Below are 15,213 nucleotides of genomic sequence, written 5' to 3' on the forward strand. Positions count from 1 at the left end.
GGCGCTACCAGGCGGACACCGCGAACGGCCGCACGTCCACGGCGTCCATGCCCGCCGCCCGGGCAGCCGCAAGCCCCTCATCAGCGTCTTCAACCACCAGACACCGCGCCGGCGGCACACCAAGCCGCCGCGCCGCCTCCACGAACACATCAGGCGCGGGCTTTCCCCGCGCGACATCCTCGCGCGTCACCACCACGTCGAAGAGACGCTCCAGGCCCGTGGCCACCAACCCCGCGCGGACCACCGGGCCGCCACCTCCCGAGGCCACCGCACACCGCAGCCCCTGATCACGGGCCGCCTCCACCCACCCCACCGCGACAGGAAACGGGCGCAGCGTCCGGACACTGCCGATGATCAGCTCCCCGCACCGAGCCAGCACCTCCCCATGCGGCACGGTGACACCGAGCTCCGCGAGCAGGTCGCTGCCCGAAGTCCCAAGCCGTGACCGATACCATTCCTGGTCAAGGGCTATCCCGTAGAGCGATAACGCCTCCGCCAAGCACCGGTAGTTGAGCGGCTGGGAATCGACCATGGTCCCGTCCCAGTCCATCAACAGCGCCTCGTACGGCGCGAAGTCCAAGGTCATCCCGCTCTCCTACCCTTCGGAGCGCACTCACGACACGGTCGGGCGTTCTTCTCGCATCAGGGCACAGCACAATCTGGCCGTAGCCTCCGACACCTCAAGGAGGGCTTCACGAACCACGAACCACGGACCCCGGGCGCGCTTCGCGCTGCCGCCGCTACAAGTACCGGGGGAGCGCAATGATCAGACCTGGGGAAGCGGCCGGATGCCCGCCTGACGCGAGCGACGTGCCACGGCGACCGGGACCGGATCCGGCAGGCTGACGGTGAAGGCGGTCATCCGAACGCCGGGCCCCGCCAGTGCCTTCAAGCACCGGCCCGTGAGGGCTGGACCGCCCGCTGTCAGATCGACGCGGTACAGGTGGGCGAGGATCAGCACTGACCACGGACAGTCAGCACAGCTCATGCTCCAAGGCCGGCCGCCATCCCGGTTGTTCGCGTGCCCCTCTCCTCCAGGTTCACTGCTGTATTCCCCTTGTCCTGCCGACGGTGGAACCTACGCGCGCTGTTCCGGACAGCTGCAGGGTGCTCGGCGATCTGAGGGAACGATGCCTCGTGGGTGGTCCCTCCGAGATGGATGACGGCGTTCACGTCTGCAGCAGCGTTGCTGACCGCGCCCAGGTCGCGCAGGTCGGCCTGAACGAACTCGGCGCCGGGCGGCAGCTCGGCGAGCGGGTGCAGATCGCGTAGCCGCAGCCGGATGCCGGCCTGAGCGAACGAGCGCGTCAGGCCGGTGCCGATGGTGCCGCTCGCCCCAGTGATCAGCCAGGTCATCAGCGTCGGTGCAGGATCGATGCCACGCCCCCATCCCCGGGCTCGTAGCAGAGGCCGCGGATCACCACGACCGGGGCGCCACGCCCGCGCTGCCCCAGGACGATGCCGCCGGCCGCGGCGACGAGATCGATGACGGTCTCCTCCTGGCGCTTGACCTTGCCGCCGTCTTCGGTGTGCTCGCTGACGCGCAGCGGGGAGATCCCGGCCGCGCCGATGGCGATGACGGTGGAGCCGCGCCGGTCCGCCCGGCCGTCGGAGTCTGCGATGACCACGGCCACCTGCACTCCGGTGGCGGCGGTGAGTTCCTCGCGCAGACGGCGGGCAGACGCGTCGGGGTCGGCGGGCAGCAGCCACGCGCCGTCCATGCCGGCGCGGTCCACCCCGGCCGAGGTCAGCTGGTACCCCAGCCGGTGACGGGCGATGATCGGCCCGCGCTCGGTCGCCAGGAAGTAGCCCGACGATTGGTCGAGGATGATCTGCACCACCTCGGCGGGCTTGCCGGTCCGGGCCGACAGCTGAAGGGCTTCCTCGCTGGGGGTCACAGAATCGAGAGCTACGTAGCGGCCTTCGGAGACCGAGACGGCCTTGGAAGCGATGACCAGGACATCGCCGGAATCAAGGGCGATGCTCTGGTCCGTGAGGACGCTGGTGATGGCGTCGGTGATCGAGGCGCCCTCCTTGATCTCGGGGAACGGTTCGAGGGAAAAGGCGCGGAAGCCTGTGGTCGCGGTCACGGCGGTTCAGCTCCTACGGCGGTTGTCGTCGGCGATCCAGCGGCCAAGGCAGACGTGCGCTTTGGCCAGGTGGGCGCGTCGCGCGGCGAGCGGGACGGTGATTCCCGTGGAGAGCCACGAGCGGACTCTCCGGAGGTAGAAAGGCCACAGGGTAGTGGCTGCCTGGGCGGGGGAGGCCCCTAACCTGACCTGCCGCCAGGCGTCCAGCAGCGGCAGTGGCCAGGGCTTCGCGGAGGCGGGAATGCCCGTGGTGATGAGGTTGTCGAGCCTGCTGAGCATGGCATTGAGCTGCTGCTCGTCCAGGGACCGGTCGGTGAGGTCGTAGGAGACCACGGCCGTCACTCCAGTCGGCTCCGGATGCGAGACAGTGAGCGCGAGGAGGACAGGCACGGCCTCGGCGTAAATCACCGGAAGGGGGGGGGAAGGACGGCGCGTGCTCCTTCGTACGGTCCAAGGACCCGCCGGTGACTCGCTGGCCCGTGTGGGCCGCAGTAACGACGAGGAACGTGTCGATCCCGTACCCTTCCACGCCATCCGCCAGCGGCCCGGCGAGCACACGCCGCTCCCGCATCGCGCACGATACGGCCTGCGGAGAGAGAGCCATGTCCCCGGCGAGCGGCTGCGGAAGGTCCAAGCCGGCTGCCGCCAGCAGCGGGCGGGCCACGTGGTGGGTCAGGTTGCCCTCGTCCCAGTAGCGGCAGTAGTCAGCGACCGTGCACCCGGCCCTGGCGAAGGCCGCGTCGAGTAGGCGCTGGTACATGTCTGGTGACGGATTACGGGTGTCGGTGTCCGCCAGCAGAACGGTCGCGCCCCGGGGTACGTGTTCGAGGCCGGCGGGGATCTGCCGTCCCTTGCCGGCGGGCAGCCCGGTCAAGGCGACCTTGCGCGCCCGCGTGGGCGCGGAGGCGAAGGCGCGGGCGGTCGCTGGGTGAGTGGAGGCATCTGCGTTGACGATGACCGTATCTGGCTGTCGAGAGCGCGATCCATGGCGGCCGTCACGGCGCCGATGGTGGTGGCCTCGTCCCGCGAGGGGAGCACGGCGGCGAGCGCGGTCACGGCATCAGCTCCTCGATGAGGTCCGCCGCCGCCTCGGCCGTGGGGGCATGGACGTAGAAGAACCGATTGCGTTCCATGCGGTTGATCAGATGAGGGCGCTACCGGGCGCACTGTGGCGTGTCCAGTGCCCAGGTGACCACATACGGCGCCCCGAGCACGCCACTGACGGGGGTGGGGAGACCGCTGATGTAGCGGGCCAGGTTCTCGTGGAGACGCACGTACTCGCCGGAGGAGAACGGCGCCGCCGGCACAGCAAGGGGCTGGGCTCGGGGGTGCACAGTGAGGCGGACGATCAGTGCCACGGGCATCCGATCGGAGGCGAAGCCGGACCGCAGGTCGAGCAGCGGCTTCTGGCGGTAGAACTCCTCCGTCTCCGAGGGGCGGACGGCGGCAGTCGGCTTGCCGGGCATCAGGTACAGGCCTGCCTCATCATCCCCAGGACGATCAGGTCATTCCCAGCGTGGGCCCAGCCTCGCCGCGCGAGCGCGAACGCCGTGGTGGTCTTGCCCGCTGCCTTGTGCCCCAGCAGCACCACCGCGCCCTGGTCATGGGCGGCGGCGCTGCCGTGAAGAGTGACCATCCGTCGCCGCTGGCGGGCCCGCTCCATCGCGTTGTAGGTGGTGAAGCCCAGCGCCGGAGACGCCGCCGCACTGCTGGTCAGGTGGATGGTGACCACGTTCGGCAGGGTCTCGACATGGCCGGAGTCGCCGGCGTACCAGACCGCGAGCTGGCCCCGGGTGAAGGCCCCCTGTCCTCGGGCGTGGGTGGGGACCCACCGTCAGCGCTCCGAACGCCACGACCAAGCACTCGACGTGCCCTCCTGGCGCCTGCCCTCGAAGAAGATCTGACCCACGCCGCACCCCCGAGCCGCTAGTGTCCCCTCGTACATGTATTGAGGGGACAGACGGACCACCTGCAGACAGTCGGCATCGAACCGACGTGCAGACCGGCCTTGGTGCTCTTCGACCTTGACAACACCCTCGTGGACCGTCCCGCAACCAAGGCGGCCAGCGGTTTGTGAGGCCATCGTGCCGGAACTCGAGACCCCGTGAAGATCGCCATCACCATCGTGACGGCGATCTCCACACCAGAGTGGGCTCGGTAGCCTGTACTGCTGGCCGAGGCGCATGTCCTCTCGGCTGGATCGCTGCCTGGCCGCCAACGGGAAAGGCTCGACGGCCGCCAGCGGGGCGAACTCCTGGCCGCCTACGGAGAGCTCAAAAAGACCACTGACAGAAGCTCGGGCCCACTTCTTGCGGTTCGATCACACGCTGTTCTCCCTTGGGCTATCTCCTGGAGGTGATCATCGATCACTTCAAGTTGGGGAGCGGTCTGTGATGAGCGGATGGTCGCCAGAGGTGCTTGAGGCCCTGGAGGCCTCGGGGCGGACGGCAGACAGGTGGGACGACACGACTGGGTGGCAGTCCATGTTCGAAGCGGTCGGCCTCGTTATGCACGATGCTGCAGATGCGTTCCTCAGCAGCTCCTCCGTGGTGCCCGGATAGGTCGTGGACCCACGACCACCGTCGCGCCGGGCGAAGGTGCTCACCCAGCGTCCGGGCGCAGGACTCGACGTAGGTCAGGTCGGGCACCCCGTCGCTCAGCGGGGTCAGCATGCTGATCACCGCGATGTCGAAGCCGGCCAGCGCGGCGGCATCGGCGGTCGCGGAGTAAGCCCCGGAGTCCAGGACCGCGCGGAGCCGCGAGGAGGCCACGTCCTCCACGTACGAATCCCCGACGGTGAGCCGCTTGATACGGTCTGTGTCCACGTCATAGCTGACGACACGGTGACCCACCTCTGCGGCGCGTACGGCCAGTGGTAGCCCTACGTAGCCCTGACCAGCGACAACGATCTGCATGGCAGCTCCTACTCGGTTGCGGTGCTTGAATGGACCGTCGTTCCTCGTCTGCAAGGAGAAGTGCTGTGCCCCTGGTGTCTGTCGTGATGCCCGTGTACAACTCGGCAGCCACCCTCGGCGCAGCCGTCCGATCGGTGCTCACGCAGACCTACAGCGACCTTGAGCTCCTGGTCACCGACGACCAGTCCTCCGATGGCTCCATGGACCTGCTCCGCGAGTTCGCCGAGCAGGACGAGCGCGTCCTGCCGGAGGCGGCACCCGAGCGGGGCGGTGCGGGCCGGGCGCGTAATCTCGCAATCGAGCGGGCCCGCGGGGACTACATCGCCTTTCTCGACAGCGATGACATGTGGCTTCCGGAGAAGACCGAGAAGCAGCTCGCCTTCGCTGCGGAGGGTACTGCGCCTTTGACGTTCACCTCGTACTTCAAGATGGACGCCGACTACGACGGTGAGAGCACCGACTGGATCCCGAACGGGCGGGTGGTCCGTGCGCGGGAGCACGTGGACTACCGCGCGATGCTGGTCCGGGACTACATCGGTGCTCTCACCGCCATGTACGACCGCAATGTCCTGGGCACGAGGCTGATGCCGGAGATGCGAAAGCGCCAGGACTATGCGCTTTGGCTGTCGATCATGCGGGACGGTGCCGACGCCCGGGGCCTGGCTGAGCCGCTTGCGGTATACAGAGCCCATCAGGCGGGGTCGCTGTCCTCCAACAAGCTGTCGCTTGTGCAATACAACTGGGCCCTGTACCGCGAGCACGAGCATCTGTCGGTCCCGCGGGCGACGCGGGCGCTGGCCGGTGCTGTGTGGCAGTCGCTGCGCAACTCGCGCATCTAGTTGCTGTGACCGGATAGATTCACCGAGTCGGGAGCGATGAGGGAGCGGGCAAGCGGTTCGAGGGATCGGGCAGCTCGTGCAGTGGGCGTGAGAGGATCGCGTCGTGACCATCAACCTGCATGACTTCGACCGCGAGTACTCGCTGACGTTGGATGCCGGTGGCCTGGTTGTCGATGGCGCAGTAGCTGCCGCTGGGCACGAGCCGAACGGGTACTTCTGGGAAGGTCTTGTTCGGTTTGCCTGGCCGGACATTGCCGAGCGCCTCGATTTCGACAGCGAGGCTGGCATGTTCTGCGCGATCGGGAGTTCGAGCGACCTCGCGCGACTCAAGACGGCCCTTGAATCCGTCATCACGAGCCCCGAGGCAGTCCGCGAAATCATTGCTCGTGGGGAGACTTCGGGCTTCGAGTTCGACGACTAATGCTGTGACCTCGCCGGGGTGGGCGTGGTCAGGCCGGGGTTGGCAGTGGCCTGCCGCCCCAGCGGAGACCGCGTTCGCTGCGGATGCGTGCGCGCTCGCGTCGTTGGCGGCCGGGACGTCGGGGTGGCGGGCGGTGTTGTTCTGCCAGCGCAGGTAGGCGTACAGGGTCCGGGTCTGGACGGCAGGCGAGCTTGAGGAAGGCTTCGTGGATGTCGTCGCGGATCTCCCAGCGGATGCGGAGGCGGCGGAAGCCATGAATCCAGGCATTCGTGCGCTCTGCCACCCAGCGGACCACGCCGAGTCCAGAGCCGTGGGGTACCCCGCGTCGTGCGATGACCGGCTTGATGCCCCACTTCCACAGCAGTCTGCGGTACTTGTCGAAGTCGTAGCCCCGGTCGGTGAACAGCTGCCGGGGCCGGTGGTGGGGCCGGCCCGTGCGCCCCCTGATAGGCGGGACCGCATCGAGCAGGGGAAGCAGCTGGGTGACGTCGTGCCTGTTCCCGCCAGTGAGCGCGATGGCCAGTGGTGTGCCGTGCGCGTCGGTGATCACGTGGTGCTTGGAGCCGGGCCGGGCACGGTCGACCGGGCCCGGCCCGGTTTTGGGCCGCCCCGAAGTGCCCTGTGATGCGAGCCGTCGATCACCGCCCTCGACCAGTCCAGCTTCCCGGCCCGGTGCAGCTCGGTCAGCAGCACCTGGTGGAGGCTGTCCCACACTCCGGCCTCGTTCCAGTCCCGCAGCCGGCGCCAGCATGTCATCCCCGAGCCGAAGCCCAGCTCCTGCGGAAGCCACTCCCACTGGATACCGGCGTGCAGCACGAACAGGATCCCCTGCAAGCACCTGCGGTCGTCCAGCGGAAGACGCCCGGGATGTTGTTGCCGACGCCGGCGCGTCGGCAACAACGGTGCAACCCGCTCCCATAGATCGTCCGACACCAGCCACGGCGGCCCGCTCTTCCCCACGCCCGGGTCAACGACCAGGCCAGACAGGAGACATGGCCTGCCCCGCACATTCTGTTAGCTCCTCTTACCTCGCTAGCTGGGAAGATGCTCCGCAACCGGCGCTACACGGCAGGCCTGACGCAGAAGCAGTTCGGGGACCTGATCCCGCTGTCGCAGGCCATGATCGCGGGGATTGAACTCGGCAACGAGGTCCCCAGTGCGCCGACCGGACAACTGCTCGACAATGCCGTAGGGGCCGCCGGCGAGCTGGCTGCCATGTGGCACCACGTCCGCAAGGATCTCCAGCAGCACGCTCTGTACCCGATATGGGCACACGGCTATCCGGAGGTCGAGGCAGAGGCCACGCGCATCCAGCACTTCGCAAACCTCTTCCCGGGCGTGACGCAGACCAAGGAGTACGCCCGCGCCATCTTCGAGGCCGCCACCCCGCTCTTCGGGGGCGACGTCGAAGAAAAGGTCGAGGACCGCATGGCGCGGAAGAGCATCCTAGACCGGGACGACCCGGTGTGGTTCTGGAGCATCCTCGACGAGTCCGCCCTGTACCGCGTCGTCGGAAGCCACGAGGTCATGTGTGGCCAGCTCACCCACGTACTCGAACTCGCCGAGCGCCCCCGTGTCACCTTCCGCATCCTGCCGTACGACAGAGGCATGCCCGGCGGAGTCGTCTCGATCGGAGCGATCCTGCTGCTGTCACGCCCAGGAAAAACGAAGCAGTCTACTGGGAGAGCGGCCTCAACGGCGCTCTGCTGGAGACTCCGAGCGAAGTGGCGGTATACAGACCGTTCTACGATCACCTGGGGCTCGAAGTATTGGCGCCCAAAGCGTCAACCGTCTTGATCCGCAAGGCTCGTGAGGAGCACCATGCGCACTGCATGCACCATTGACACGTCCAACTTCAACTGGCGCAAGTCCTCGTACTCCGGAAACGGCCACGAGTGCGTCGAGGTCTCCGACGACCTCATCAAGCCCGAAGGGCTCGTGCCGGTCCGGGACAGCAAGAACCCGAGCGGACCAAAGCTGGTCTTCCTGGAGACGGCCTGGTCCACGTTCGTCCGTAGCGGCCACGCCCGCTACCTCGCCGCATAGCGCCGCTGTACACAAACGCGGCTCACCCCAGCCGAATTGGGGTGAGCCGCGCTGTGCTGTCCTTCATCGCGGAAGCCGCCTCCTGAACATCGGTTCCCCAGCCGATGACCTCCAGGGCCGCAGCAGCGGAAAGCCGTACCGGCCGCGGCAGGGCGTCGAACGCGGCGAGCCGGTAAGCCAGCGTACGGCGGGCATCACGCACCTCCTCGGACAACACCGTGGGGGACAAGAGGGCAGACCGCGGCCCGATACGTCGCGATGCCGTCACCGCCGGCCTCCCCCTCCCCTTGAACTCCGGCGCCGTCGAAGGCAACGTCACGAGAATCAAGCTCCTCAAGCGCCGGCACTACGGACGGGACGGGTTCGACCTCCTCCGAAGACGCATCCTGCTCGCACACTGTCCATGCCACACTGCGGCAGTTGCGACTCAGCACAGCTCTGCGGGTAGCAACTGGACCAGACCGACCCACGGAAACTCGCCTGTCGTGTGAAACGCACGGACCCGCCACCGACCAGCGGGCAGCACAACCGGCGCCTGCTCTGGCTGGCCACCATCCGGGTACTGCTCGTTGAGTTCGGCCCCCGGCGTGGCGGAATCCATGAGCACGGCAGGTCCGTCCGTCTCCCAGATGCCAACGTCTTCCCACTCGGTGTCAGGATCGGCAAGAACGGTCTGTGCTGCGGCGAGCAACTCGCTCTCCGATTCGGCAGCCAGCCAGCGCACAAACACTTGCTGCTCGGGCAGGTAGCGACTGATGGCCGGCTCGTCCGCCAGGACCAGGGCCTGGACGCCACTGGAGCCGACATCGAGCAGTCCGGCCCAGTCCTCGACCGCGCAGGCTCGGTCGTAGTCCTCCACGGCGCCCGACTCCTCGCCCCAGTTCTCCGAACAGCCGCCCCATTCCGCCAACACGGACACAGGCACGGCGATCAACGGGCCGCCCAGGGACTCCACCCAGTCCGAGGAGCGCCGACTTGAGAGAGACACGATATGTGAAGAGAAAACCATGCTGGCAGTGTCCCTTCGACCACTGACAACGCGAGATCGTCCACTTCACGGAACATGCCGAAGCGCGCCAGATCAAAAAGGCTACTGACGGAAGGTCGGATCCACTTCTTGTAGTTCGGTCACACGCTGTTTGCTCTTGTGCCGTCTCCTGGGATGATCACCGCTCACGTCAAGTTGAGGAGCTGGGTCTGTGATGCGCGGATGGTCGCCAGAGGTGCTTGAGGTCCTGGAGGCTTCAGGGTGGACGTCAGACAGGCGGGTCGACACGACTGCCTGGCGGTCCATGTTCGAAGGGGTCGGTCTCGTCATGCACGACGCTGCAGATGCGCTCCTCCAGGAGTTCGGGGGACTGACCGCGAGCATCGGTGGCCCGGGAATCAACTGCGCCCGGGCCCCGTTCGAACTGAATCCGAGCCTGGCTTGGGGCGAGGACGATCGGTTCTCGGAATGGAGCGACTCCGTAGGAAGACGTCTCTTCCCGCTCGGCGAGCTTGATGACGGCCGATTCTTTCTCGGCATCGACGAAGACAGTGAGGTCTACGTCGTGGAGACCTGGATTGCTAGCTTCGGGCCGATGCCGCAGGCCCTCGAGAGACTGATCCTCGGCGTGGCGCCCCGCAGGATCGATGACGAGCACAAGCCGTCGGATCAGGCCCCGTGACGCGCCTACCCGAAGAGCAGGACTCGTTTGCGGAGGAGTTCGAATCCTGCCCGAAGCAGAAGCCTTGGAATGTTCGCGAGAAGTAAGAGAAGTAAGAGCAGTCACGTGGTTCGTTGTCGGCTCTGCGGCAGGTCTGCGACGCTGATAGTCAGGGCAGCCCGATGGGCGCTGCCCTCAGCGGTTGGCCGTTGAGTTCCTCGCAGCCGTCTTCGTCCCACCACAGCTCACCTCGGGCAGTGAGGTAGGGACGCAGCCCGCGCACGTCACCGCCTTCATGAAGCGCATGCGCGACTGTGTGAAGAAGGTTTGCCAGATCAGGCCAGGAATCGGTGAAGTCGCCGCCACCACTGTGGCCTGCCCAGCCGATGCGGCCGGTGTCCGGGCCGGGACGTTGGTCGATCACCTGCACCCCGCCATCGGGACTCTCGGCCCAGGGAACCCAAAGAGGGTGCCACCAGGGCTCGTCGTCCCAGGGTCGACGGGTCAGGCCGTCGTTCTCGGCCGCGACATCCATGCAGGTCTGCCAATGATCCACGATGCTGCTCACCGCGAGCGGTGACTGCTCCGGCAGGAAGGTCGCCCAGGCGCTCACCCCGTCATGGCACTGCAGAGACTCAGCCAGGTCACCAGGCAGCGGGATGCCGAGAAGACGCTCGGCTCGCTCGATGTCGTCCCGTGCCGCAGGCGGATTGAGCAGTGCGAAATCGGACGCCGAGTGGGTCGCCAGCCAGGCGTCGATCCGGCGCCAGGATTCCGACGGGGGCAAGATCTGCTGTGCCATGACGCCATCCTGCCCCACGCCTGCGGCCAGACGGATCGGGGCCCCGCCCCGATGAAGTGAGGTCAGCCCACGGCCTGCTACTGGCCGGCTCCCCACCCGACTGCGTCCGCCGGGACAGCACCGCTTCGCTTGAGCAGTCCGTGTCCGAGTCAGACACTCTCCCTCGAGGCCGAGCGGCGTGGCCCGGATGCCGTACGGGCCGGTGTGGCCGCTGGACGCCCCCGTCCTGGCCCGTTGGCGCAGCCACCTCATCGCCGCCTGGAGAGCTACAGGCTCAAGTACCTGTAGGCCGTCAGCGCCGAGACGGCTGCCGACCTGCTGGCCAAGGAGGCGTAAGAGTTCAGGCACGCGCGGAGCGCCGGCCGCCAGGTATAGGGCCCTGTAGAGGGTAAATCTCTTCCGTCTCTCGTCAGTAGCGGAAAGTGAGGCAACGGGATGGACGTCCCAGTCAGCGAGCCCGGGGGTGTGGCCAGGCCGGGGCGATAGCGGGGGAACTAGTTGGTCACAGAGGTTGGAGAAGCGGTAAGAGCACCCCATTCGGGTGAATTATTCACCTAAGCCTGTTCTTGTGTGGCGTGTCGGCTTCTTCTGTGAGTGTCACGGCATTTCGCCGGGACCGTTCGCGCAACATCGCCGCGCCATCCGGTGCGGCGGGCGAGCAACCGAAGTCCGAGAAAAGGAGTGCGCGATGGAGCAGAACGACATCGTGCAGGAGACGGTGTACGAGCCACCGGAGCTGGTGGAGGTCGGCGGCTTCGCCGAGGTAACGCTGGGCGGGGGAAGCTACTGGGCGGATTACCTCACGCTCATGGACGTCTGACCGTCCGGTGCCTGGCGTGGTGAGTTTCACGATCCTTCCCGATAGCGATGACGCGGTCTTCGCGGCCCGTGTCGTGTGCGAGGTACCGGATGTGCAGGTGATCGCGCATGCTTCGGGCCGGCCGTGGCTGGTGGGTCGCTGGCCGGCAGGGGAGGTCCGGATCGCCACCGCCGGGTCGACACGAGTGGTGGTGGCCGGGTACAGCCCGGTCACCACCACAGAACTGGCGGAGGCCGCCGCACGCCTGTCTGATCCAGAGTCCGCGGATGCCGTGGCGCGCCGACTGGGGGGCTGTGCGCATCTTCTGGTGAGCCTTGCCGGCCGCATCCGCGTCCAGGGGACAGCCTCGGGAACGCGGGCCGTCTTCCACGCCCGTCCGGGCCGGATCACCCTCGCGAGCGATCAGCCGGAGAGCTTGGCCCGCCTGACCGGTGCCGTCCTCAACGAGGAGTTGCTGGCGGCACGTCTGCTCAGCCCGCTCGTGCCACATCCACTACGTGAACGCCCTTTGTGGCGCGGGGTGGAGCAGGTGCCGCCGGATCACTGGCTGCTGATCGAACCTGACGGCAGCTCCAGCGAGGTGCGCTGGTGGCAGCCGCCCGCTGCCGAGTTGACGTTGCAGCAGGGTGTACCGGTGGTGCGGGAACGGCTGATCGAAGCCGTGAGGGGACGGGTGGCCGCTGCCGGTGCCACGATCAGCAGCGACCTGTCCGGTGGGCTGGACTCCGGGTCGGTGACCTGCCTGGCCGCCCAGGCGGCCGCGCGGTTGGTCACCGTGCGGGTGGCGGAGCTCGATCCGGGCAGCGACGACGCGCAGTGGGCCAGCCGGATCGCCCGATACCTACCACACAGTGAAAGCCTGCTGCTGGAGTACGGGCAGGTGCCGACGATGTTCGCCGGCCTCGACACAGGCGCGGGTATCTCCCTGGCCGGGGAGCCCGTGTCCTGGGTGCGTACGGGGGCGAGGTTCGCCGACACCTGCCGCCGTGTAGCCGCCTTGGGCTCAACACTGCACCTGTGCGGTCACGGGGGCGACGAGCTCTTTCACCTTCCGCCCGCCCACCTGCACTCCCTGATCCGCACCCACCCCCGCACCGGCCTACGGCATGCGCGCGGCCGCCGGGCCATCGCCCACTGGCCGCTGACGGCCACCTGGCGGGCGCTGGCCGATCCCCGCGGCTTCCCCGCCTGGCTGGCCCACATGGCGCGGAACCTGCGAGCTCCGCAACCACCGCCCTACCAGCCACAGCTGGGCTGGACCGCCCCACTGCGCCTGCCCGCCTGGGTGTCCGACGACGCAGTCCACGCGGTCCGCCGACTGCTGCTGGACGCCGCGCAGAACGAGCCCGAACCCCTGGACACCGGGCGCGGCCCCCACACCACCCTGGATCTAATGCGGGCCGCCGGCACAATGATCCGCCAGGCGCACCAGATCGCCGCCACCCACGATGTGCGTCTCGCAGCCCCCTACCTCGACAACCACGTCATTGAAGCGGCCCTCGCCGTACGCCCGGACCAGCGCGCAGCCCCGGCCCGCTACAAGCCCATGCTCACCGAAGCCATGCGCGGCATCGTGCCCGACGACGTTCTCGCCCGGAGAACCAAGGGCAACTTCGGCGAGGACTCCTACGACGGACTCCGCCGCCACCGCAACACCCTGCTCGAACTGTTCAACGACTCTGAACTCGCCCGCCGCGGCCTGGTCGACGACCACGCCGTCCGAGCCGGCCTACGCACTGCTCACCCCATGCTCGCCGGACTCTCACTGGAGCCCACGCTCGCCTGCGAGACATGGCTGCGCTCCCTCACCCGCTCCCGGCCCCCGCTCTCGGTCTCACAAGGAGCAGCGTGACCTTCTCACTGGCGCCTCACGTCACCGCCACCGGGACCGAACACGGCACGGTCCTGCTCGACCAGCGCCGAGGCCGCTACTTCCAAATCAACACGACCGGCGGCCTCATCCTGCGCACGCTCCTGTGCAACGGCAGCCCCGAACACGCCGCCACAGTGCTGACCGAGCACTATGGCATCACCGTGCAACAGGCCCGCAGCGACGTAGCAGGACTCCTCAATGCCCTGACCGCCGCGCAACTGGTCACCACATGAGCACCCCGTGCGCTCTCGAGCCCAGCGCACCACCTCCCTGGCGCCGGCGCATCGCCGCGCGCCTCGTGGTCACTGCCGCCCGCCTCATCGAGGCCCTGCCCCCGCGCCGCATCCGCACCACCCTGACACTCTTGCGTACCGGCGCCGCCCCGGCCACGGCCCCCCAGGCCCAGAGCGCCCGGGACGCCGTCGTCGCCGTCAGCCTCCGCTGCGCGGGCCAAGGCTGTCTGCAACGGTCCATCGCCACTGCCCTGCTGTGCCGCCTGGGTGGTACCTGGCCCACGTGGTGTACCGGCGTACGCACGGCTCCCTTCCGCGCCCACGCCTGGGTCGAAGCCGACGGCGTCCCGATCGGGGAAACCGAACCGCCCGGCTACTACACCCCCACCCTCACTGTCCCACCCTCCAGGCGCCCCTGAGGCGCTTCTCATCCGGGCCGTCGTTCCGGTCGGTGAGGCGCAGAACGAGGAGGTCCTCCGCCGACGCCAACGTTTCGGCGGGGGCAACGAGCCGGAAGGCTGAGATGCACGCATCAGCCGCTGGGGTGCCTCTTGCCCCAGGCATCGGCGCGGGGCCGACCTCCGCGGGCCGGGCGCCGGGTCATGACGGGGATCAGTGACCAGGCCAGGGTGGGCTTCGGCATGCTCGGGCAGGTGCTCGCAGTCCCGTACGTTTCGCCGGGCGTGCATCAGCCAGCTCAGGGTGCGCGCGACGCGCCAGCGACGGGGGACGACGGCGAAGCCCTTGGCGCCCTTGGGGCGGCGATGGTTCGCAAGCGCAGGTCGAGGAAGCCGTCGGCCCAGCCGACGAACTGGCCGACGTAGGCGCGGTCGGCGAAGACCTGGACGAGCTGGGGGTGTGCCGTCCGCAGGCGCCAGAGCAGTTCGCGGGCGCGTCGCGGTCGCTCATGTCCGCGGGCGTCACCAAGATCATCACCGGCAGGCCGCGGGTGTCCACCGCGATGTGTCTCTTCCGGCCGTTGATGTCTTCAGGGGTGCCGAGGGCCGGGTGCGTCCGGTTGGGCGGTTGCGGCTCCGGCTATGAACGGTTCCCGGCCCTTGTGGATGATCCTTGACGGACACCGGGGGCGTGTCTGCGGGGCTGAGTGGGGGACAGGGGCGCCTGCTGCGCTTGAGGCTTGACGGGTGGCATGGAGGTGTCATGTGCCGACGCACGATGTCCTGGGTGACGGTCTGCACGATGGCGGGAACGGGCCGCAGGGCGGGAGAGGGTCTTCTGGAGAAACGGTGCTGCACGTCAGGCTGATGGGCGCTGGGAAGGAGCAGCACGGACGGTGTTGTTCCGGCGCCCCGGGCTGGGAGTGACCCTCCCGGCGAAGGGCGTCCGGAGGAGCTCCATCTGCTGCCGCACATGACCACGGGCTGGGCGCTGGAAGCGTTCGCCGTCGGTACACCGTCCCACCCGTACCGAGTGGTCGCCGTGGCCGTCGTCCGGTGCCTGACGCCGCATCACTCCATTCACACTCCTCAAGCCTCGCCGAGTCCGTTCGCGGACCATGGCCCCG

At 68.1% G+C, this 15,213-nt stretch carries 19 protein-coding genes and 2 pseudogenes; 9 read left to right on the forward strand and 12 right to left on the reverse strand.

The window, feature by feature from the left end:
- Positions 1-4: 4 nt before the first annotated feature.
- The 7 genes from ACSNOH_RS01385 to ACSNOH_RS01415 all read right to left on the reverse strand — a co-directional run bounded on the left by ACSNOH_RS01385 (position 5) and on the right by ACSNOH_RS01415 (position 5,005).
- Complete coding sequence (locus ACSNOH_RS01385; protein ID WP_436719271.1) at positions 5-586, reverse strand: HAD family hydrolase; 582 nt, start codon at positions 584-586, stop codon at positions 5-7.
- 398 nt (positions 587-984) lie between these two features.
- A complete protein-coding gene (locus ACSNOH_RS01390) occupies positions 985-1,356 on the reverse strand; it encodes an NAD-dependent epimerase/dehydratase family protein (RefSeq protein ID WP_436719272.1) in 372 nt (123 codons plus the stop codon).
- Positions 1,356-2,090, reverse strand: coding sequence for a coenzyme F420-0:L-glutamate ligase (locus ACSNOH_RS01395; protein WP_436719273.1), 735 nt, complete (start codon positions 2,088-2,090; stop codon positions 1,356-1,358). Before ACSNOH_RS01395 ends, ACSNOH_RS01390 begins: the two co-directional genes overlap by 1 nt.
- A gap of 6 nt (positions 2,091-2,096) precedes the next feature.
- The gene (locus ACSNOH_RS01400; RefSeq protein ID WP_436719274.1) at positions 2,097-2,480 is read right to left on the reverse strand and encodes a hypothetical protein; all 384 of its coding nucleotides are present in this window, start codon (positions 2,478-2,480) and stop codon (positions 2,097-2,099) included.
- Between the two features lie 764 nt (positions 2,481-3,244).
- Positions 3,245-3,556: a hypothetical protein gene (locus ACSNOH_RS01405; protein ID WP_436719275.1), complete on the reverse strand. Its 312-nt coding sequence runs from the start codon at positions 3,554-3,556 to the stop codon at positions 3,245-3,247.
- Entirely contained in the window at positions 3,556-3,822 is a 267-nt protein-coding gene (locus ACSNOH_RS01410) for a hypothetical protein (RefSeq protein WP_436719276.1), read from the reverse strand. The genes ACSNOH_RS01405 and ACSNOH_RS01410 overlap by 1 nt, the downstream gene beginning before the upstream one ends.
- Before the next feature lie 634 nt (positions 3,823-4,456).
- A complete protein-coding gene (locus ACSNOH_RS01415; protein ID WP_436719277.1) occupies positions 4,457-5,005 on the reverse strand; it encodes a hypothetical protein in 549 nt (182 codons plus the stop codon).
- A gap of 65 nt (positions 5,006-5,070) precedes the next feature.
- Between ACSNOH_RS01415 and ACSNOH_RS01420 the strand changes: the two genes are divergently transcribed.
- Together ACSNOH_RS01420 and ACSNOH_RS01425 are read left to right on the forward strand one after the other, a co-directional pair.
- Positions 5,071-5,844: a glycosyltransferase family 2 protein gene (locus ACSNOH_RS01420; protein ID WP_436719278.1), complete on the forward strand. Its 774-nt coding sequence runs from the start codon at positions 5,071-5,073 to the stop codon at positions 5,842-5,844.
- Between the two features lie 103 nt (positions 5,845-5,947).
- Positions 5,948-6,265 (forward strand): Imm51 family immunity protein, encoded by a 318-nt coding sequence (locus tag ACSNOH_RS01425; protein ID WP_436719279.1) that lies wholly within the window; start codon positions 5,948-5,950, stop codon positions 6,263-6,265.
- A gap of 28 nt (positions 6,266-6,293) precedes the next feature.
- On the opposite strand, the pseudogene ACSNOH_RS01430 reads toward ACSNOH_RS01425, so the two are convergent.
- Together ACSNOH_RS01430 and ACSNOH_RS01435 are read right to left on the reverse strand one after the other, a co-directional pair.
- Positions 6,294-6,445: pseudogene (locus ACSNOH_RS01430) on the reverse strand (IS630 family transposase); the annotation flags it as partial.
- 1 nt (position 6,446) lies between these two features.
- Positions 6,447-7,225, reverse strand: a pseudogene (locus ACSNOH_RS01435) (IS5 family transposase); the annotation flags it as partial.
- Positions 7,226-7,309: 84 nt separating this feature from the next.
- On the opposite strand from ACSNOH_RS01435, the gene ACSNOH_RS01440 reads away from it, so the two are divergent.
- Together ACSNOH_RS01440 and ACSNOH_RS01445 are read left to right on the forward strand one after the other, a co-directional pair.
- A complete protein-coding gene (locus ACSNOH_RS01440; protein ID WP_436719280.1) occupies positions 7,310-8,062 on the forward strand; it encodes a Scr1 family TA system antitoxin-like transcriptional regulator in 753 nt (250 codons plus the stop codon).
- 24 nt (positions 8,063-8,086) lie between these two features.
- On the forward strand, positions 8,087-8,311 hold the full coding sequence (locus ACSNOH_RS01445; protein WP_436719281.1) for a DUF397 domain-containing protein: 225 nt from the start codon (positions 8,087-8,089) through the stop codon (positions 8,309-8,311).
- 22 nt (positions 8,312-8,333) lie between these two features.
- On the opposite strand, the gene ACSNOH_RS01450 is transcribed toward ACSNOH_RS01445, so the two are convergent.
- Both ACSNOH_RS01450 and ACSNOH_RS01455 read right to left on the reverse strand, forming a co-directional pair.
- The gene (locus ACSNOH_RS01450) at positions 8,334-8,630 is read right to left on the reverse strand and encodes a hypothetical protein (RefSeq protein WP_436719282.1); all 297 of its coding nucleotides are present in this window, start codon (positions 8,628-8,630) and stop codon (positions 8,334-8,336) included.
- 108 nt (positions 8,631-8,738) lie between these two features.
- Positions 8,739-9,320: an Imm21 family immunity protein gene (locus tag ACSNOH_RS01455; protein ID WP_436719283.1), complete on the reverse strand. Its 582-nt coding sequence runs from the start codon at positions 9,318-9,320 to the stop codon at positions 8,739-8,741.
- Positions 9,321-9,513: 193 nt separating this feature from the next.
- Between ACSNOH_RS01455 and ACSNOH_RS01460 the strand changes: the two genes are divergently transcribed.
- The gene (locus ACSNOH_RS01460) at positions 9,514-9,981 is read left to right on the forward strand and encodes an SUKH-3 domain-containing protein (protein ID WP_436719284.1); all 468 of its coding nucleotides are present in this window, start codon (positions 9,514-9,516) and stop codon (positions 9,979-9,981) included.
- A gap of 148 nt (positions 9,982-10,129) precedes the next feature.
- Here the strand turns inward: ACSNOH_RS01460 and ACSNOH_RS01465 are convergent, their stop codons facing one another.
- Positions 10,130-10,762, reverse strand: coding sequence for an SMI1/KNR4 family protein (locus ACSNOH_RS01465; RefSeq protein WP_436719285.1), 633 nt, complete (start codon positions 10,760-10,762; stop codon positions 10,130-10,132).
- Positions 10,763-11,450: 688 nt separating this feature from the next.
- On the opposite strand from ACSNOH_RS01465, the gene ACSNOH_RS01470 reads away from it, so the two are divergent.
- Genes ACSNOH_RS01470 through ACSNOH_RS01485 form a run of 4 tightly spaced genes read left to right on the forward strand, consistent with a single transcriptional unit; the run spans position 11,451 to position 14,107 of the window.
- A complete protein-coding gene (locus ACSNOH_RS01470) occupies positions 11,451-11,582 on the forward strand; it encodes a lasso RiPP family leader peptide-containing protein (protein WP_436719286.1) in 132 nt (43 codons plus the stop codon).
- Between the two features lie 16 nt (positions 11,583-11,598).
- Positions 11,599-13,434, forward strand: coding sequence for an asparagine synthase-related protein (locus ACSNOH_RS01475; protein ID WP_436719287.1), 1,836 nt, complete (start codon positions 11,599-11,601; stop codon positions 13,432-13,434).
- Positions 13,431-13,688 carry a lasso peptide biosynthesis PqqD family chaperone gene (locus ACSNOH_RS01480; RefSeq protein WP_436719288.1) on the forward strand — a complete coding sequence of 86 codons (258 nt, stop codon included), beginning with the start codon at positions 13,431-13,433 and terminating at the stop codon, positions 13,686-13,688. Before ACSNOH_RS01475 ends, ACSNOH_RS01480 begins: the two co-directional genes overlap by 4 nt.
- On the forward strand, positions 13,685-14,107 hold the full coding sequence (locus ACSNOH_RS01485) for a lasso peptide biosynthesis B2 protein (RefSeq protein WP_436719289.1): 423 nt from the start codon (positions 13,685-13,687) through the stop codon (positions 14,105-14,107). Before ACSNOH_RS01480 ends, ACSNOH_RS01485 begins: the two co-directional genes overlap by 4 nt.
- Positions 14,108-15,213 lie beyond the last annotated feature (1,106 nt).

This window comes from Streptomyces sp. URMC 127 (genome assembly GCF_051386535.1).
GTDB lineage: Bacteria > Actinomycetota > Actinomycetes > Streptomycetales > Streptomycetaceae > Streptomyces.